This is a genomic window from Kitasatospora sp. NPDC127111 (assembly GCF_042677465.1).
Lineage (GTDB): Bacteria > Actinomycetota > Actinomycetes > Streptomycetales > Streptomycetaceae > Kitasatospora.
Genome location: NZ_JBHXTG010000069.1, coordinates 1 through 18507, shown reverse-complemented (window position 1 = coordinate 18507; position 18507 = coordinate 1). Strand labels below are relative to the sequence as shown.

The 18507-nt window shown below is 74.4% G+C and carries 16 protein-coding genes and 1 riboswitch; of the genes, 12 read left to right on the top strand and 4 right to left on the bottom strand.

Going from position 1 to position 18507, the window contains the following annotated elements; genetic code table 11:
• Positions 1 to 29: 29 nt before the first annotated feature.
• Positions 30 to 1412, top strand: a complete 1383-nt coding sequence (locus tag ACFVHB_RS31470) for an aminotransferase class V-fold PLP-dependent enzyme (protein ID WP_380329005.1) — start codon at positions 30 to 32, stop codon at positions 1410 to 1412.
• 3 nt (positions 1413 to 1415) lie between these two features.
• On the opposite strand, the gene ACFVHB_RS31465 is transcribed toward ACFVHB_RS31470, so the two are convergent.
• Together ACFVHB_RS31465 and ACFVHB_RS31460 are read right to left on the bottom strand one after the other, a co-directional pair.
• Positions 1416 to 1697 carry an Lrp/AsnC ligand binding domain-containing protein gene (locus tag ACFVHB_RS31465; protein WP_030240061.1) on the bottom strand — a complete coding sequence of 94 codons (282 nt, stop codon included), beginning with the start codon at positions 1695 to 1697 and terminating at the stop codon, positions 1416 to 1418.
• A 39-nt stretch (positions 1698 to 1736) separates the two neighbouring features.
• Entirely contained in the window at positions 1737 to 2519 is a 783-nt protein-coding gene (locus ACFVHB_RS31460) for a rhomboid family intramembrane serine protease (protein ID WP_380329003.1), read from the bottom strand.
• A 214-nt stretch (positions 2520 to 2733) separates the two neighbouring features.
• Between ACFVHB_RS31460 and ACFVHB_RS31455 the strand changes: the two genes are divergently transcribed.
• The 6 genes from ACFVHB_RS31455 to ACFVHB_RS31430 all read left to right on the top strand — a co-directional run bounded on the left by ACFVHB_RS31455 (position 2734) and on the right by ACFVHB_RS31430 (position 10074).
• Complete coding sequence (locus ACFVHB_RS31455; protein WP_380329001.1) at positions 2734 to 2994, top strand: hypothetical protein; 261 nt, start codon at positions 2734 to 2736, stop codon at positions 2992 to 2994.
• A 190-nt stretch (positions 2995 to 3184) separates the two neighbouring features.
• Positions 3185 to 4642: an NYN domain-containing protein gene (locus ACFVHB_RS31450; RefSeq protein WP_380329058.1), complete on the top strand. Its 1458-nt coding sequence runs from the start codon at positions 3185 to 3187 to the stop codon at positions 4640 to 4642.
• 212 nt (positions 4643 to 4854) lie between these two features.
• Entirely contained in the window at positions 4855 to 5898 is a 1044-nt protein-coding gene (locus tag ACFVHB_RS31445) for an NlpC/P60 family protein (protein WP_380328999.1), read from the top strand.
• A gap of 326 nt (positions 5899 to 6224) precedes the next feature.
• A riboswitch (cyclic di-AMP (ydaO/yuaA leader) is annotated at positions 6225 to 6378 on the top strand.
• Positions 6379 to 6388: 10 nt separating this feature from the next.
• On the top strand, positions 6389 to 7528 hold the full coding sequence (locus tag ACFVHB_RS31440; protein WP_380328997.1) for an NlpC/P60 family protein: 1140 nt from the start codon (positions 6389 to 6391) through the stop codon (positions 7526 to 7528).
• A gap of 225 nt (positions 7529 to 7753) precedes the next feature.
• Positions 7754 to 8818, top strand: coding sequence for an NlpC/P60 family protein (locus ACFVHB_RS31435; RefSeq protein WP_380328995.1), 1065 nt, complete (start codon positions 7754 to 7756; stop codon positions 8816 to 8818).
• A gap of 80 nt (positions 8819 to 8898) precedes the next feature.
• Positions 8899 to 10074 (top strand): hypothetical protein, encoded by a 1176-nt coding sequence (locus ACFVHB_RS31430; protein ID WP_380328993.1) that lies wholly within the window; start codon positions 8899 to 8901, stop codon positions 10072 to 10074.
• Positions 10075 to 10090: 16 nt separating this feature from the next.
• On the opposite strand, the gene ACFVHB_RS31425 is transcribed toward ACFVHB_RS31430, so the two are convergent.
• Positions 10091 to 11512, bottom strand: a complete 1422-nt coding sequence (locus ACFVHB_RS31425; protein ID WP_380328991.1) for a glycosyltransferase 87 family protein — start codon at positions 11510 to 11512, stop codon at positions 10091 to 10093.
• A 245-nt stretch (positions 11513 to 11757) separates the two neighbouring features.
• On the opposite strand from ACFVHB_RS31425, the gene ACFVHB_RS31420 reads away from it, so the two are divergent.
• Positions 11758 to 12894, top strand: coding sequence for a glycosyltransferase family 4 protein (locus ACFVHB_RS31420; protein ID WP_380328989.1), 1137 nt, complete (start codon positions 11758 to 11760; stop codon positions 12892 to 12894).
• A 48-nt stretch (positions 12895 to 12942) separates the two neighbouring features.
• Here ACFVHB_RS31420 and ACFVHB_RS31415 read toward each other — a convergent pair whose 3' ends face one another.
• Positions 12943 to 14736, bottom strand: a complete 1794-nt coding sequence (locus ACFVHB_RS31415; RefSeq protein ID WP_380328987.1) for an AMP-dependent synthetase/ligase — start codon at positions 14734 to 14736, stop codon at positions 12943 to 12945.
• Positions 14737 to 15070: 334 nt separating this feature from the next.
• Between ACFVHB_RS31415 and ACFVHB_RS31410 the strand changes: the two genes are divergently transcribed.
• The 4 genes from ACFVHB_RS31410 (at position 15071) to ACFVHB_RS31395 (ending at position 18455) form a co-directional block, all read left to right on the top strand.
• Positions 15071 to 15505 carry an SRPBCC family protein gene (locus ACFVHB_RS31410; protein WP_380328985.1) on the top strand — a complete coding sequence of 145 codons (435 nt, stop codon included), beginning with the start codon at positions 15071 to 15073 and terminating at the stop codon, positions 15503 to 15505.
• Positions 15506 to 15532: 27 nt separating this feature from the next.
• Positions 15533 to 16705, top strand: a complete 1173-nt coding sequence (locus tag ACFVHB_RS31405) for an ArsA-related P-loop ATPase (RefSeq protein WP_380328983.1) — start codon at positions 15533 to 15535, stop codon at positions 16703 to 16705.
• Between the two features lie 252 nt (positions 16706 to 16957).
• Positions 16958 to 17317, top strand: a complete 360-nt coding sequence (locus ACFVHB_RS31400; RefSeq protein WP_380328981.1) for a DUF5304 family protein — start codon at positions 16958 to 16960, stop codon at positions 17315 to 17317.
• A gap of 193 nt (positions 17318 to 17510) precedes the next feature.
• Positions 17511 to 18455, top strand: a complete 945-nt coding sequence (locus ACFVHB_RS31395) for an ROK family glucokinase (protein WP_380328979.1) — start codon at positions 17511 to 17513, stop codon at positions 18453 to 18455.
• Positions 18456 to 18507: the final 52 nt, after the last annotated feature.

The following is an 18507-nucleotide window of genomic DNA, read 5'->3' as shown; positions in this document are numbered from 1 at the left end:
TCCTTGACCCGTACCAGGAGTGCATCCCGATGTCCCTCTCCACCGAAATCTGCGCCCCGCTCGCCGTCCTCGGCCACGACGTCGAGGTCCCGCTCGCCAGCGGTGCGAAGGTCGGCTACGCGGCGCTCGACTACGCCGCCAGCTCCCCGGCACTCCAGCGGGTCTGGGACGACGTCGCCGCCTACGCCCCCTACTACGGCAGCGTGCACCGCGGCGCCGGCTACCTCTCCCAGCTCTCCACCGACCTGTTCGAGCAGAGCCGCCGCACCGTCGCCGAGTTCCTCGACCTGCGCGAGGGTGACCAGGTGGTCTTCACCCGGGCCACGACGGACTCGCTCAACCTGCTGGCCCGCGCCGTCCCGGCGGGCACCCGGGTGTTCGCCTTCGAGACCGAGCACCACGCCTCGCTGCTGCCCTGGGCCCACGCCGGCCTGGACGTCACCTACCTGCGGGCCCCGCGCTCGCGGGCCGCGGCGGTCGCCGCCCTGGACGCCGCGCTGACCGGGGCGCCCGAGGGCCCCAAGCTGCTCTGCGTCACCGGCGCCTCCAACGTCACCGGCGAGCTCTGGCCGGTCGCCGAGCTCGCCGCGACCGCCCACCGGCACGGCGCCCGGGTGGTGCTGGACGCCGCGCAGCTCGCCCCGCACCACCGGGTCTCGGTGCGCGACCTGGACGTGGACTGGATCGCCTTCTCCGGGCACAAGATCTACGCGCCGTTCGGCGCCGGGGTGCTGGCGGGCCGCGCCGACTGGCTGGACGCGGCCGAGCCGTACCTGGCCGGCGGCGGCGCCACCCGTACGGTGGCCCGGGAGACCGACGGCTCGGTGGCCGTGCGGTGGCACACCGGTCCGGCCCGGCACGAGGCCGGCTCGCCCAACGTGATCGGTGCCTACGCCATCGCCTCGGCCTGCCGGGCGCTGACCGAGGCGGGCTGGGACGCGCTGGAGGCCCGCGAGCAGCAGCTGGTCGCCCGGCTGAAGGCCGGCCTGGCGGAGGTCCCGCAGGTGAAGGTGCTGAACCTGTTCGGCGCCGACTCGGCCCGCGTGGGCGTGCTCTCCTTCGTCGTCCAGGGCTGGAACAGCTCGCACTTCTCGGCCGCGCTCTCCGCCGAGTACGGCATCGGCGTGCGCGACGGGCTGTTCTGCGCGCACCCGCTGGTGCGCGCGCTGCTGAACGACGACGCGCCGGCGGTCGATTCGACGTGCGGTGCCCCGGATCCCTCGCTCCCGGGCGAGCGGAGCCTCAACGCGATCCGGGTCAGCTTCGGCGCCGGCACCCCGGACGAGCACATCGACCGCTTCCTGGCCGCCGTCCGCGAGCTGGTCACGGACGGCGCGGCCTGGAACTACCGCAACGAGGGCGGCCGTTGCGTCCCCACCGGGCAGATCGACAGGGGCCGCCGAGAGGGCTGAGCGCTACTCGTCGAGGCCGAGCGCGAAGGCGGCCTCCAGGTCGTGCTGGGAGTAGGTGCGGAAGGCGATCTGGGTCTCGGTGTGGGCCACGCCCGGGACCTTGTTCAGCCGGCCGGGGATCACCTCGGCCAGGTCGTCGTGCCGGCGCACCCGCACCATCGCCACCAGGTCGTAACCACCGGTGACCGAGTAGACCTCGCTGACGCCCTCGATGGCGGCGATCGCCTCGGCGATCTCCGGGATGCGGTCGACGCTGGTCTTGATCAGGACGATGGCGGTGATCACTGTGGGCTCCTTTGTGAGGTGCCGCCAGGGTAGCGGGCGTCAGCCCCGCCGGCGCGGGGGGCGGGTGGCCAGGGTGCAGCCGTACAGGAAGCCCGCCGAGAAGCCGATCACGTGCACCAGGTAGGCCACCCCGGCCCCGGCGGAGTGCACCGACCACCACTGCAGGGCGAACCAGAGCCCGAGCACCAGCCAGGCCGGGAACCGCAGCGGCAGGAAGAACAGCAGCGGGACGAGCGTGGTCACCCGGGCCCGCGGGTGGAAGCGCAGGTAGGCGCCGAGGACGGCCGAGATCGCGCCCGAGGCACCGATCAGCACCCGGGTCGAGTCCGGCGAGTGCGCCTCGGCCAGCGCGAAGCCGTAGGTGGCCAGCGAGCCGGCGGCCAGGTAGAAGAGGGCGAACCTGGCCCGGCCGAGCCGTTCCTCGACGGTGGGGCCGAAGACGTGGAGGAAGAGCAGGTTGCCCAGCAGGTGCAGCCAGCCGGCGTGCAGGAAGAGGGAGCTGAGCACCGACAGGGCCGGGTGCTTGCCCGGCGTCGCCGCCGCCGGGCAGCCGGGTACCGGGTCGGGGGCCTCGGCGAGCTGTTCGGCGGTCAGCGGGTGCCCGGCCAGCAGCTCCGCCGGTACGGCGCCCCAGCGCTGCTCGTACCGCTGCTCCGCGCAGACCCGGTCGTGGCCGCGGCCGTACAGCGGATTGAGTCCGGCGGCCGGGCCGAGCAGGAAGACCACGGTGTTGAGCGCGATCAGCGCGTAGCTGACGGCCGGGACGGGCACGGCCGGGCGGCCGCCCCGCGCACCGGTGTGGTCGAGGACCGGGATCGCCATGGGGCCAAGCATCCCTCCGCCCGGCCCGGGTGACACCGGGCTTACGGCAGGTGGGCTAGGGAGCCACCGCGGGGTGCCGATGGTCGTAACCGGTCGTCGGCGTGGTTGCCCCAGGCAATAGGCTTGGGGCGGGCATTCCCGCCTCCCGCCGCCGACGCCGGGGCTCCGGGGGGAGCGCCTGAGCCCACCCAGGGACCACCCGAGAGGATCCCCGATGACCGTCCCCGCCCTGACCGCCGAGACGCGCTGGCGCTGCACCCTGTGCGGCAACCTGACCCGCTTCGACGTGACCCGGACCGCCCGGGTGACCGAGTTCCTCCACTTCGACCTGGCCGGCGAGTCCAAGGTGGAGGAGACCGAGGTCCACAGCGAGACCGTCGAGTCGGTGCGCTGCCGCTGGTGCAACGCGGTGGACCAGGTCGAGCTGGTGGCCCGCCCGGGTGCCGAGGCCGACGAGGCCGCCGAGCAGGGTTGATGCCCGGCCCGTGCGGTAGGCGGCGGTGTGCGGCACGGCCGCCCGCCGCACGGGACAATACAGACAGAGCGCACGGAGCGTGACGACGAGGGCGGCCGCCGTCGGCCGTACCCACTGGACCAGGATCGGAGCCGAGGACGTGGTGGACGCAGCGAAGGAGCCCGCCGGGCCGCAGGGGCGGCAGCCCGCTGTGGACGCGCAGGCGCCGGACGCGGCCGAGGAAGCCACGTCCGCCCCCGCGGCCCCCGCCGGGGCGGCCGCCGACGGGCCCGCGACCGGCGAGGAGTCCGGCGGTGACGAGCCGGCGGAAGACGGCTCCGCGCCGGCGGAGCAGGCCGCCGAGAAGCTCGACCGGCCGCTGCCCGAGGGCGTGCGCCGCCGGGTGGTCGGCCTCGCCGCCGACGCGCTCGGCGGGCTGCCGCCTGGCGAGCTGCCCCAGTCGCTGCGCCAGTACGCCAAGTTCACCCCGGCCCGGCGGGCCAAGTACGCGGCCACCGCGCTGGCCGCCGCGCTGGAGTCCGAGCCGGCCTTCCGGGTGCGGATAGCGGAGCGGCTGCGGCTGGGCCAGCCCGATCTGGTGAAGGCGCTGGAGTCGGGCAGCGTGCCCGGGGCCGCCGATCCGATGGACGTCGCGGCCGCCGCCTACCTGGTGCGCTCGGCGGGCTGGAGCCGGCTGGTCGCCGAGGCCGGCGAGGAGGCCGAGCGGGCCGGCGCCGAGGGCGCGGCCGCCGAGGCGACCCGGCTGGCGGAGAAGCTGCAGGCGGAGCTGGCCGAGGTGCGGGCCGCGGCCCGGGCGGACCTGGACCGGCAGCGGGCCGAGTCGGAGGAGGTCCGCAGGGAGGCCGACTCGCTGCGCCGGAAGGTGCGGTCGCTGGAGAGCGACACCCGCCGGGCGCAGGCCGAGACCCGCCGGCTGGCCGCCGAACTGGAGGCACTGAAGGCGCAGGCCGCCGCCGAGCGCGGCGCGGCGGAGAGCGAGGCGCGCCGGCTCCGGCACCGGATCTCCGAGCTGGAGAACGCCGCCGAGCAGGGCCGCCGTTCGGCCCGCGAGGGGCGCAGCGTCGAGGACATGCGGCTGCGGCTGCTGCTGGACACCGTGCTGCAGTCGGCGCAGGGCCTGCAGCGGGAGCTGGCGCTGCCGGTCTCGCAGATCCGGCCGGCCGACCTGGTGGAGGCGGTGGTGCCGGGCGCGGCCTCGCCGCACGACGTGGCCCGGCGCGGGCTGGCCGAGGACGATCCGGCGCTGCTGGACCAGCTGCTGGCGATCCCGCAGGTCCACCTGGTGGTGGACGGCTACAACGTGACCAAGACCGGCTACCCGACGCTGCCGCTGGAGCAGCAGCGGATCCGGCTGCTGGGCGGGCTGGCGATGCTGGCCCAGCGCACCCAGGCGGAGGTCACCTGTGTGTTCGACGGGCAGGACCTGGACGTGCCGGTGATCATGGCGCCGCCGCGCGGGGTCCGGGTGCGGTTCAGCCGGACCGGGGAGACGGCGGACGAGCTGATCAGACGCCTGGTGCGGGCCGAGCCGCAGGGCCGGCCGGTGGTGGTGGTCTCCACCGACCGGGAGGTCGCGGAGGGCGTGCGGAAGGCGGGCGCGCGCCCCGTCGCCTCGGTGCTGCTGCTCAACCGGCTGGCGCGGCCGTAGGCTGTCGCGAACCCCGCCCGGACCGGCGTGACACCTGGTCAGCGCCCGGTTCGCGGTGATGTGGGGATTCCGTGAAGTCATGGCGTCGGGCTGGAGTTCACGCCATCGGGGGAGTGGCGGAAAGCCTGGATCTTCACTAGGGTCTGGCGTCAAACCTATTTTCCGGATTCTCACCCGATCGGGTGAGTCCGTTGGAAGAAGGAGCCGGTCCCTTGGCCTCCCACCGCCGTCCCAAGCAGCCGAGCCGCGCGCGGGTCTCCGTGCTCACCGCTGCCGCTGCGACCGCGGTCGCCCTCTCCGCCCAGGTCGCCGCGCACGCCGCACCGAGTCCGTCCCCCAAGAAGGACGACGTGAAGGCGCAGATCGACCAGCTGCAGGAAGAGGCGGAGCAGGCGACCGAGAAGTACAACGGCGCCAAGGAGCGGGCGGACCAGCTGCGCAAGCAGGCGGACCAACTGCAGGACCAGGTGGCCCGCGGCCAGGACCAGATGACCCAGCTTCAGGGCGGGCTGGCGGCGGTGGCCGGCGAGCAGTACCGCAGCGGCGGCATCGACCCGTCCGTCCAGCTGATGCTCTCCTCCGACCCGTCCGGCTACCTGGACAAGGCCTCCAGCGTCCAGCAGGCCAGCTCCAGCCAGACCGAGGCGCTCAAGGGCCTCCAGGACCAGCAGCGCCGGCTGGACCAGCAGAAGGCCGAGGCGGCCGCCATCCTGGCCTCGCTGGACAGCACCACCAAGGACCTGAACCAGGCCAAGGCGGACGTCAACAAGAAGCTCAAGGAGGCCCAGGACCTGCTGAACTCGCTCAGCGCGGCCGACCGGGCCGCCCTGCGCGCCCAGCAGCAGCAGGAGGACCGGGCCTCGCGCGGCTCCGAGCGGGCCGACCTGGGCAGCCTGCCGCAGGCCGGCGGCTACGCCGGTGCGGCCGTGTCCAACGCGATGAGCAAGCAGGGCTCGCCGTACGTCTGGGGCGCCACCGGCCCGAGCACCTTCGACTGCTCCGGCCTGATGGTCTGGGCGTACGGGAAGGCCGGCATCTCGCTGCCGCGCACCTCGCAGGCGCAGGGCAACGTCGGCGCCCGGGTGCCCTCGCTCGCCGAGGCCCAGCCCGGCGACCTGATCATCTACCGCAGCGACCGCAGCCACGTCGGGATGTACATCGGCAACGGCATGGTGGTGCACGCGCCGCACACCGGTGACGTGGTCAAGGTGATGAAGGCCGACGCGATGCCGATCAACACCATCCGCCGGGTCTGACGGACCGACACGCCCGCGGGCCGCGTCCCGGCCCTGTGATCCGCGCCACCCCGGAGCCGGGGTGGCGCCGGCGTGTCCGGCGGCAGGGTGACAAGCGATCAGCTCCGCGTACGGCACCGATCACGCCCGGTCATATTCACAAATGAACTTGGTTATTCTTCCGTCTTTTTTCTGACAAGGATTTGAACGGATCACGGTTCTGTTACTAGGGTCGTGCCTCGAACCACCGCACAGTCGATCACCCAGCCCGGGTGGCGGCGGTGGTTTACCGCCGAGTTCGTGAAGCAGCGGGACGGGTCGCACGACCTGTCGGACGGGGAGCCCAGCAGTCGGGGGCGCTGTGGAGCGGAGCCGGGGAACCACGTTCCTCCGGGGTGAATCGGCGCCAGGTCGGCCGGTGGAACGGCCGGTGAGGCGTCGTAGGGCAGCTTCCGGCCCGAACCCGTCAGCTCACCCGGTAGGCGGGCGTTGGAAGAAGGAGTCCGCCTTCGTGGCGTCCCATCGTCGTCCCAAGCCTGCCGGCCGCGCCAAGGTCTCGATCCTGACCGGCGTCGCCGCCGCCGCCGTCGCCCTCTCCGCGCAGTCCGGTGCCCACGCCGACCCGACGCCGACCAAGGACCAGGTCAAGGAGCAGGTCGACCAGCTCAACGAGCAGGCCGAGCAGGCGACCGAGAAGTACAACGGCGCCCAGGCCAAGCAGCAGGAGCTGCAGAAGCAGGTCGGCCAGCTGCAGGACAAGGTGGCCCGCCAGCAGGCCGCGGTCACCGACGCGCAGGGCGGCCTCGCCGAGATCGCCGGCGAGCAGTACCGCACCGGCGGCATATCGTCGACCGTCCAGCTGATGCTCTCGTCCAGCCCGGACAACTTCCTCAACCAGGCCGGGGCCCTGACCCAGGCGAGCAGCACCCAGTCCGGCGCGCTGAAGGAGCTCCAGGAGCAGCAGCGCAGGCTCGACCAGGACCGCAACGAGGCCCAGGCCAAGCTCGGCGAGCTGGAGGCCACCACCCAGCAGCTGAAGGCCTCCAAGGAGGAGGTCCAGGCCAAGCTGGCCAAGGCCCAGGAGCTGCTCAACACGCTGACCGAGCAGGAGCGCCAGGCGATGCGCGCGGCCGAGGAGAAGGCCGCCGCCGAGGCGAAGGCGAAGGCGGACGCCGCCGCCAAGGCCGCGGCCACCGCGAAGGCGGACGCCGACCGCGCCTCGCGCGACAGCGGCCGCACCGACCTCAGCGGCAGTTCGCAGGCGTCCACGCCGGCCCCCAAGCCGGTCGCCGCGGGCAGCTCGCGCGGCGCCGCCGCGCTGTCCATCGCGGCCACCAAGGTCGGCAGCCCGTACGTCTACGGCGCCGCGGGCCCGAACTCCTTCGACTGCTCGGGCCTGATGGTCTGGGCGTTCAACCAGGTCGACGTGTCGCTGCCGCGCACCTCCCAGGAGCAGGCGGGTGCCGGCACCCGGATCGGCTCGGACATCTCCCAGGCCCAGCCCGGCGACCTGCTGATCTTCTACAGCGACGCCCACCACGTCGGGATCTACGCGGGCAACGGCCAGGTGCTGCACGCTCCCAAGCCGGGTGCGTCGGTCCGCTACGAGGCCGTCTCCAACATGCCGCTGGCCTCCATCGTGCGGGTCTGATCCCCGCTCGGGCGCTCACGGGCCCGGTCTCCCTCGCGGGAGGCCGGGCCTGCGGCTTTTCCGGCGGCTCGGGCTGATGTCCGATTGGTGGGCGAATATTCGGGTTGGGAGGGGTTTGGACTCGCTCGCCCGGACTCGCTAACGTCTGCCACCGGACTCCCGCTGGAGAGCCGCCCGCCCCGGTGCGGCGGCGGGGCCGGGCCGCAGGATTGGAGCCGCCGTCGCATGGCCGTGCACCGCCGTTCCCCGCTGTCAGGTGCGCACGCTCTCGCCCGTGCGCTGGTGCTCACCGCGGCGGCCACCACCGTCCTGGGCATGGCGGCCGGCGGCACCGCCCAGGCCGCCCCCGGCGCGCCGGACGCGCCGTCGAACCGCAAGGACGTCAAGGCCCAGGTCGAGCAGCTCTACGACGAGGCCGAGCAGGCCTCCGAGAAGTACAACGCGGCGCTCGACGCCCAGCAGCGGCTGCAGCACGAGACCGGCACCCTGCAGCAGCAGGTCGCCGTCGCCCAGGACGAGCTCAACCAGCTGCGCGGCGACCTCGCCACCGTGGCCGGCGCCGAATACCGCGGCGGCGGCCTGGCCCGGACCGTCCAGCTGATGCTCTCCACCGACCCCGAGGGCTACCTCTCCAGGGCCCGCTCCCTCGACCAGGAGGCCGAGCGGCAGAACGACACCCTGCACGAGGTGGTGGCCCGTCAGCGCCGGCTCGACCAGCGCCGGGCCGAGACCTCCGTCAAACTCGCCGAACTGGACCAGACCCGCCGCGCGCTCGCCGAGGGCAAGCAGCAGATCCAGCAGCGGCTGGCCGCGGCGCAGAAGCTGCTCAACAGCCTGGACGCCGGCGAGCGGGCCCGGATGACCGCCCAGGACGCCCGCGAGGCCGAGCAGCGCGCCACCCGCGGCACCGACCGGCTCGACCTGGGCACCACTCCGCCCGCCTCCGAACGCGGCGCCGCCGCCCTGGCCGCCGCCGTGAAGATGATCGGCGCGCCCTACGTGTACGGATCCACCGGGCCCCGTGCGTTCGACTGCTCCGGTCTGATGTACTGGAGCTGGCGGCAGGCCGGAGTGACCCTGCCGCGCACCTCGCAGGCCCAGGCGTACGCCGGCCAGCGGGTCAGCCTCTCCGACGCGCGACCGGGAGACCTGGTGATCTTCTACCGGGACATGCACCACGTCGGCATGTACGCCGGCGGCGGGGTGATCGTGCACGCCCCCTACCCGGGCGCCAAGGTGCGGTACGAGAGCGTCAACGCCATGCCGGTCGCCGGGGTGATCCGGCTCTGAGTCGCCCCGGACTCATCCCGCCTCCCGCCGGCGCGCCCCCGGCCCGGCGGCCGGACGGTGACCCCGGGGTCCGCCGCTGCGTGCTGTCCCGGCGCGGCGCGCTGCTGCTCGCCGCCGGCGGGCTGGCCCAGCTCTCGCTGCCCGGCGCCGCGCCGGCCGCGCCCGCCGCGGCGGTGGCGGACCACCGGGCCGAGGTGGCCGCGCTGCTGGCCGCGCGGGCCCGGGCCCTGGCCGCCGGGCCGCCCGCACTGCCGCTGGCCGAGGCCGGCTACCGGAACCTGGTGCTCGGCCCCGGCGGTGCGCCCGACCGGCTCACCGCCACCGCCGAGCTGACCGTCCAGGTGGCCGGCTACGACGCGTACCCGGTGGTGTACCCACGCCGGCTGGCGCTGCGGCGCACCGACGGGGGCTGGCAGGTCGAGCGGGAGGAGAGCACGGGCGGCCCGCCGCCGCTGTGGGACCTCGGCACCGTCACGACCGTGCGCGGCGACCACTCCCTGGTGCTCGGCGTGGCCGGCGGGCCGGACCCTTCGGCGCTCGCCGCCGCCGCCGACCGTGCCGTGCCGGCGGTCGGCGCGGTCTGGGGCGAGCACTGGGCCGGGCGGCTGCTGCTCCAACTGCCCGCCACCGAGCAGCAGTTCGCCCGCCTGCTGGAGGCCGACACGGCGAGCTGGGCCGGCATGGCGGCGGTCACCACCGCGGCGCCCGGCGCGCCCTGGCACACCCCGGCCGACCGGGTGCTGGTCAACCCCGAGGCGTTCGGCGGGCTCAGCGACTTCGGCCGCCAGGTGGTCGTCACCCACGAGGCGGTGCACGTGGCGACCCGGGCCGACACCCGGGCCTGGACGCCGCTCTGGCTGTCCGAGGGCGTCGCCGACTGGACCGGCTACCGCGGCTCGGGCCGGTCACCGAAGCAGATCGCCCCCGAGCTGGCCCGCGACGTCGCCGCCGGCCGGCTGCCCTCGGCGCTGCCCGCCGACCAGGCCTTCACCGCCGGGGCCGACGGCATCGCCCAGGCCTACGAGCAGGCCTGGCTGGCCTGCGAGCTGATCGCCCGCAGGTACGGGCCCGAGCGCCTGGTCGGCCTCTACCGCGCGGTGGCGGCGGCCGGCCCTGGGGGCGCCGCCCGGCCGTCAGGCGGGGGGAACGAGGGCCGGGAGCAGTGGATGGACGGCGTGCTCCGGGCCGAACTCGGCCTCGGGCTGGGCGAGTTCACCGGCCTGTGGCTCGACGAGGTGCGGCGGCTGAAGGGCTAGCACCTGTCCAGGGTGCTTAGCGGCGCTCGCTGGGGGCGGCCGGGCGGTCGATGCCGTCCAGCAGGTCCTGCTCGTACGCGATGCCCGGCCGCACCGAGTACGCGGCGGCCGGCGCCGGCTCCGGGCGGGCCAGCACCACGGTGGGCGGCAGCGGGGCGTCGCCGCGGGTGGAACGCCAGAGCCGGACGCAGGAGAGCCCGGTGGCGGCGAGCAGCAGCAGGTTGCGCAGGGTCAGCACGGTGATCGCCGTCGGGTCGCTGCCGACCACCTCGCTGAACATCAGCGGGAACTCCACCAGGGTCAGCGGCGTCGCGGCCAGGATCAGCACCGCCACCGGCCGCTGGCTGCTGCCGCGCACGGTCAGGCAGACCGCCGCGACGCCGACCAGCCAGACCAGGTACTGCGGGCTGATCACCCGGCTGGTCACGGTGAAGACCAGCAGTGCGGCCAGCGCCGCGTCGTACATGGTGGCGGCGTTGCGGCGCTTGGCGGTGAAGCGCCAGAGCAGCAGCCAGCCGAAGCCCAGCAGGGTGCCGGCCAGCATCACCTTGGAGACCACCGGCACCCACGGCCCGAGCATCTCCACCGAGCCGTAGTTCATCATCACCTTGCCGTCCCAGGCCCCGGCGATCCGGGCGAAGTGCAGCGGCAGCGCGCCGACCGACTCCACCTCGACGCCGCGGTCCTTCTGGAACGTCAGGAACTCGAACGCGCCGTTCATCCCGGCCGCGAGCAGGAAGCCGACCGAGACGCAGGCGGCGGCCGCGGCCGTCCAGGAGCGGCGGGTGCGCCGGCCGGACGGCGTGCCCATCAGGCCGAGCAGCGGCCAGACCTTGATGATCCCGCCCAGGCCGAGCAGCATCCCGCCGATCGCCGGGCGCCGGATCAGCGCCAGCAGACCGGCCACCGCGACCGCGGTGACGATCACGTCGTACCGGTTGTAGATCATCGGGCCGAGCAGCGGGACGCCGGCCACCCAGACCCAGGCGCCGGTCAGCGCCCGGCCCTTGCGCAGCCCGGTGCGCACCAGCAGGGCCATCGCGGCCGCGTCGGCGATCCCGCAGATCACCCAGAAGGAGACCAGGTACGACCAGGGCAGCAGTCCCGGCAGCAGGATGACCAGGGCGGCGCCGGGCGGGTACTGCCAGGTGACGTCGTCCAGCGGGAAGGTGCCGGTCTGCAGCACGCCGTACCAGCCGTGGTAGATCAGCCAGACGTCGGTGGTGATGTCCCCGCCGGGCATCCGCAGCACGCCGGTCACCAGCAGCACCAGCAGCGTCCGGGTGGCCAGCCAGGCCCCGCCGAGGGCGCAGACCGCGCCCGCTCGCCCGGAGGGGCGGCCGGCGGCCTGGACGGGCTCCTGGCGGACGGCCAGCGCCGTGCCGGGGCCGTCGGCGCTGCTGGGGGTACCGGACTCGGTGGCCGGGGCCAACTCCACTGCGCTCCCTCGTTCGTCTCGGACGTCCCACCGGAGGCGTCGCGAGACGGACGCCCGGGCGGTCGGTGGCAGGCGCTGCGCCGTCGTCCGGGCGGGCCCCACCGGCTGCCTAGGTACTAGGACAGACCCGGGGGTGAAACGGTTGCCGTGCGCGGATCCGTTCCCGGCGGGTCATGGTGTTGACCTATCGTACGGATCACCCAGCGGTACACCGAGCACCCCCCGACCGAGCGAGCCGTGGCCTGATGCACAAGACCTTGATCGTCACCAACGACTTCCCGCCGCGACCCGGCGGCATCCAGGCCTTCGTGCACAACATGGCCGTCCGTCAGCCCGCAGGGAGCGTCGTGGTCTACGCCTCGACCTGGCGGGACGGCGCCGAGGTGGCCCGCTTCGACGCCGAGCAGCCCTTCCCGGTGATCCGGGACCGCACGAAGGTGATGGTTCCCACACCGCGGGTGACCCGGCGGGCGGCCGAGATCCTGAGGGCCGAGAAGTGCGACTCGGTCTGGTTCGGCGCGGCCGCCCCGCTCGGGCTGATGGCGCCCGTCCTGCGCCGGGCCGGGGCCGGCCGGCTGCTCGGCATGACCCACGGGCACGAGGCGGCCTGGGCCCAGCTGCCGGTGGCCCGCCGGCTGCTGCGGCGGATCGGCGAGGGCACCGACGTGCTCACCTACCTCGGCGAGTACACCCGCTCCCGGATCGCCGACGCGGTGGGCCCGGAGGCGGCCGCGCGGATGGTGCAGCTGCCGCCGGGCGTGGACGAGCGGACCTTCCACCCGGACTCGGGCGGCGCCGCGGTGCGCGAGCGGCTCGGCCTGGCCGACCGGCCGGTGGTGGTCTGCGTCTCCCGGCTGGTGCCGCGCAAGGGCCAGGACACCCTGATCGAGGCGATGCCGCAGATCCTCGCGGACGTGCCGGACGCCGTGCTGCTGATCGTCGGCGGCGGCCCGTACCGGGCGGACCTGGAGAAGCTGGCCGACGCCCGCGGCGTGCGCCCCTCGGTGCGGTTCACCGGCTCGGTGCCGTGGGAGGAGCTGCCCGCGCACTACGGCGCCGGGGACGTCTTCGCGATGCCCTGCCGCACCCGCCGGGGCGGGCTGGACGTCGAGGGCCTGGGCATCGTCTACCTGGAGGCCTCGGCGACCGGTCTGCCGGTGGTGGCCGGGGACTCCGGCGGTGCGCCGGACGCGGTGCTGGAGGGCGAGACCGGCTACGTGGTGCCGGGCGGCTCGCCCGCCGCGGCGGCCGAGCGGATCGTCCGGCTGCTGAACGACGAGGAGCTGCGCCGGCGGATGGGCGAGGCCGGCCGCCGCTGGGTGGACCGCTCCTGGCGGTGGGACCTGCTGGCCGGCCGGCTGACCTCGCTGCTGGCGGGCTGAGCGCGCGCTGAGGAGGGGGGTCCGCCGGGCCCCCTCCTCCGTGTCCGGTCAGCGCTGGTAGATGGCCTCGACGTCGGCCGCGAAGTCCTTCAGCACGACGTTGCGCTTGAGCTTGAGCGAGGGCGTGAGGTGCCCGCTCTCCTCGGAGAAGACGGTGTCGAGCAGCCGGAACTTCTTGACCGCCTCGGCGTGCGAGACGGCCGCGTTGCCGTCGTCCACCGCGGTCTGGATGGCGGCCAGCAGGTCCGGGTCGTCGCGCAGCTCGGCGACCGTGGCGGTGACCGGCTTGCCGTTCAGCTCCTTCCACTTGGGGAAGAAGTCCTCGTCCAGGGTGACCAGGCAGCCGATGAACGGCTTGCGGTCGCCGACCACCATCACCTCGCCGATCAGCGCGTGCGCCCGGATCCGGTCCTCGATCACGGCCGGGGCGACGTTCTTGCCGCCCGCGGTGACGATGATCTCCTTCTTGCGGCCGGTGATGGTGAGGTAGCCCTCGGAGTCCAGCGAGCCGAGGTCGCCGGTGGAGATCCAGCCGTCCTTCAGGGTGTCGGCGGTGGCCTGCGGGTTGTTCCAGTAGCCGGTGAACACCTGCGGGCCCTTGAACAGCACCTCGCCGTCCTCGGCGATCCGGACGGCGGAGCCGGGCAGCGGCTGGCCGACCGTGCCGATCTTCGGCTTGTCCCACGGGTTGAAGGCGGTGGCCGCGCAGGTCTCGGTCAGGCCGTAGCCCTCCAGGACGGTGAAGCCGATGCCCCGGTAGAAGTGGCCGAGCCGCTCGCCGAGCGGGGCGCCGCCGGAGATCGCGTGGGTGGCCCGGCCGCCGAGCGCGGCGCGCAGCTTGCTGTAGACCAGCTTGTCGAAGACCGCGTGCTTGATCCGCAGGCCGAACCCGGCGCCGCCGGCGTCCAGCGCCCGGCTGTACGCGATGGCGGTCTCCGCGGCCTTGTCGAAGATCTTGCCCTTGCCGTCGGCCTGGGCCTTCGCGCGGGCGGTGTTGTAGACCTTCTCGAAGACCCTGGGCACGCCCAGGATCAGCGTCGGCCGGAACGCGGCCAGCTCGGCGGTGACGTCCTTGATGTCCGAGACGTGGCCGAGCTTGATCGGCGCCATCGCCGGGGCGATCTCGGCGATCCGGCCGAGCACGTGGGCCAGCGGCAGGAAGAGCAGCACCGAGCTCTCGCCGGTGCGGAACAGCGGGGCCAGCCGCTCCACCACGTTGCCGCACTCCGCCATGAAGTTGGCGTGGGTGAGCTGACAGCCCTTCGGGCGGCCGGTGGTGCCCGAGGTGTAGACGATGGTGGCGATCGAGTCGGCGTTCGCGATCGAGCGGCGCTCGGCCACGGTCGCGTCGGTGACGTCCCGCCCGGCCTCGGCCAGCGCGGCCACCCCGCCGGCCTCGAACTGCCAGGTGTGCTTCAGCTCCGGAAGGCGGTCACGGACCTCCGCGACCACCTCGGCGTGCTGGTCGGTCTCGGTGAGGACGGCGACCGCGCCGGAGTCGCCGAGGATCCACTCGACCTGCTCGGCGGAGGAGGTCTCGTACACCGGCACGGTGATCGCGCCGGCCGTCCAGATCGCGAAGTCCAGCAGCGTCCACTCGTAACGGGTGCGGGACATGATGCCCACCCGGTCGCCCGGGCCGATGCCCGCGGCGATCAGCCCCTTGGCCGCGGCGTGCACCTCGACCAGGAACTGGGCGGCCGTCAACTCCTGCCAGCGGCCGTCCACCTTGCGGCTGAGCACCGCGACGTCCGGGTGCTTCTCGGCGTTCTGGTGCACGAGGTCGGAGAGGTTACCGCCGCTCGGTACCTGGTAGAGGGCCGGAAGGCTGAAGTCGAGCAAGACTGCTCCTCGTTCGCGACGCTGCGGGACGGCAGGACGTTACTGCCCGGTAGGCAGCTTCGGCCAGGGGGGTCGGCTCCGGTGTTCGAAGTGTCACACCTTTACCCGTCCGACCAGGCCGTGACCGGGTCGTTCGAATGGCACCCTACGGCAGCCCCGGGGTGACCGGTCGGTAGGCCGCCGCTCCCCGGGCCGGGCCCGCGTTCCGCCCGGTCCCGGCAGACCCCCGCCCTGGACCGGCGGGCACTCCCGGGCGCGATAGCCTGCTCCGGGCGCACCCGACCGAGCAGGCTCGGCCGGGCCGGCAGCAAGGGACGACGCGGAGGGCCATTCCATGGCGGAGCACACCAGGTCGAGCATCACCATCGACGCGACCCCGGCGAAGGTCATGGCCGTGATCGCCGACTTCGCCGCCTACCCGGCCTGGACCGGCGAGGTCAAGGAGATCGAGGTGCTGGAGACCGCCGAGAACGGCCGCGCCGCCCAGGTGCGCCTGCTCCTCGACGCCGGCGCCATCCGCGACGAGCACGTCCTCGCCTACACCTGGGACGACGACCGCGAGGTCAGCTGGACGCTGGTGCGCAGCCAGATGCTCCGCTCGCTGGACGGCTCCTACGCGCTCGCCCCGCTCGACGGCGGCCGCACCGAGGTCACCTACCAGCTCGCCGTCGACGTCAAGATCCCGATGCTCGGCATGATCAAGCGCAAGGCCGAGAAGGTCATCATCGACCGCGCGCTCGCCGGGCTGAAGAAGCGCGTCGAGGGCTGACGCACGGAAGCACGGGGGCAGCACGGCATGACGGCCACACGCACCATCCTGGTCAGCGGCGACGCGGCGGCGCCCACGGTGGCCGCCGCCACCGCGCTGCACGCCGCCCGGCGGGGCCACCGCACCCTGCTGCTGGCCGCCGACGACCCGCACCGGGCCCTGGACACCGTCCTCGGCGTCCGGCTGGAGCCCGAACCGGCCGGGTACGCGCCCGGGCTGACCGTGGCCCGGATCGACGAGCAGGCCGCCTTCCGGCACGCCCTCGGCGAGATCGGCGGCCGGCTCAAGCCCGCCCTCGACCTGCTCGGCGCCGACCCGCTCGACCCCGAGGAGCTCACCGCCCTCCCCGGCACCGCCCGGCTCGCCCTGCTGCGCGCCCTGCCCGCCGCCGAGGCCGACGTCCTGGTGGTGCTCGCCCCGCCGCCCGCCGAGCTGATCGGCACGCTCGCCCTGCCCGAGCAGCTGGAGCGCTACCTCGCCCGGCTCGTCCCCGAGCAGCGCCAGGCCGCCCGGGCGCTGCGCCCGCTGTTGGCCGGGCTGGCCGGGGTCCCGATGCCCGCCGACTGGCTGTACGAGGCCCGGACCAAGGCGGCCGGCGCGCTCGCCGATGCCCGGGCCGCACTCACCGCGCCCGGTACCAGCGTCCGCCTGGTCACCGCCGCGGACGGCCACCCGTACGAGGAACTGCGCCGGATCCGCGCCGGGCTGGCCCTGCACGGGCACCGGCCGGACGCCGTGGTCGTCCACGGCGCGCTGCCGGAGGGCGCGACCGGCTCGCCGGACCCCTGGCTGGCCGGGCTGGCCCGCCGCCGGGAGGAGGAGCTGGCCGCCCTGGCCGCCGCGAGCGACGTCCCGGTGCTGGTCACCGGTCTGGCCGAGGCCACCCTTGAGGCCGTCGCGGACCGCCTCTACGGCGACGGGCCCGGACCGGTGCCGCTCGCGTCCGGGCCGTGGCCGGTCGAGGACCGGCTGGCCGAGGACGGTCTGCTGGTCTGGCACCTCGCGCTGCCCGGCGCCGACCGGGCCGACCTGGACCTGGTCCGGCGCGGCGACGAGCTGGTGGTCGGCCTGGGCGCCCACCGGCGGGTGCTCGCCCTGCCCTCGGCGCTGCGCCGCTGCACGGTCGCGGGCGCTGGGCTGCACGACGGGGTGCTCGCCGTCCGGTTCGCGCCGGATCTGGCGCTCTGGCCGCGCGGCTGAGCCTCACCCCTCGGAATGGCCGAGCCCCCGGCCGCCTCCGGCGCGCCTTCGGCGCTCGGGCCTTCGGGCGCTCCCGGCCTTCGGACGCTCCGGCTTTCGGACGCCGGTGCCGTCCGCCGTCCGCCGTCCCGGCGCCTCGGCGCCTCGGCGTCCCGGCCTTCGGGCCTTCCGACCCGGCCGGTACGCGGGGCCGGTCCGGTAGCGTCGAGGGGAGTGGCCGCAGGCGCGGCCGGAACCGAGGAGACGCGCGCGATGACCACTGCCGACGACCGCACCGAGCAGACCGACGGACACCCGTTCGGCCCCGAGCTGGGCCCGCTGGTGGACGAGGTGCGCCGGTTCGCCACCGTCGTCGGCCAGAAGGCGCAGGAGGCGAGCGCCGACACCCTGATCTCGCTGGCCGGCCTCGCCGACCGCCTGCGCGAGCAGCAGCCCGACGTGTACCGGCACCTGGCCGCGGCGGGCGGCGGGCTGGCCGCCGTCGGCGGTGAGCTGCTGGCCGCGTACCGGGCCGCGGTGGCCGGCCACGAGCACCGCTGGACCGCCGGCGGGAGCGCCCGCAGCGAGCGGATCGACCTCGACACGTCTGACGGTCCGTCCGACAAGCAGTGAAGACCTGATCCCGAGCGAGTGACGGCCTGACTTCATGCTGTGACGGAGCGGGTAAGAATGTACGACTTTTGAATGAGCTCGGCGCGCTTGGCCGCAAATTGTCTTCGGTTAATGTATGCGACGGTGTGTACGGGGGCCAGGGTTGGGCGGTACCGTTCCGTCCAGCGGGAACGAGTGAATAGCTGAGGGACACATGGCTCTGACCATCGGCGTCGACGTCGGCGGGACCAAGATCGCGGCAGGCGTGGTCAACGAGGCGGGCGAGATCCTGGCCAGGACCAGGGTGCCCACCCCGGCCGACCCGCAGTGGGCGGTCGACGCCATCGCGCAGGCCGTGCGCGAGCTCAAGGAGCAGTACCCCGACGTGGCCGCGGCCGGCGTCGGCGCCCCCGGCTTCGTCGACCGGAACCGTTCCACGGTGATCTTCGCCCCCAACATCGACTGGGAGGACGAGCCGCTGCGCACCCGGATCGAGGAGCTCACCGGCCTCGACACCGTGGTCGAGAACGACGCCAACTGCGCCGCCTGGGCCGAGTTCCGCTTCGGCGCGGCCGCCGACCACGACGACATGGTGCTGATCACCGTCGGCACCGGCATCGGCGGCGGCATCGTCCTGGACGGCCGGCTGCACCGCGGCCGGTTCGGCGTGGCCGGCGAGATCGGCCACCTCAACATGGTCCCGGACGGCCTGCCCTGCGGCTGCGGCGGCAAGGGCTGCTGGGAGCAGTACGGCTCCGGCCGGGCGCTGCGCCGCTACGGCCGGGAGAAGGCGGCCGCCGACACGGTCCACGGCAAGCGGATGCTGGAGCTCAACGACGGCGTCGCCGAGACCATCCGCGGCATCCACATCACCCAGGCCGCCGAGGAGGGCGACCCGCTCGCCCTGGAGTGCTACGCCGAGCTGGCCGACTGGCTGGGCCGGGGCATGGCCGACCTCGCCGCGCTCTTCGACCCGGGCGTCTTCGTGCTCGGCGGCGGCGTCTCCGACTCCGGCCGGCTGCTGCTCGACCCGGTCGCCAAGGCCTTCGAGCACTACCTGACCGGCGGGGTGCACCGCCCGCGCGCCGAGGTGGTGCTCGCCTCGATGGGCTCGGCCGCCGGTATCGCCGGCGCCGCCGACCTGGCCCGCACCGTCTGACCCCACCCGCGCACGCACGCCGACGGCGGCGGCGCGGCCGGAGCCCCCGGGC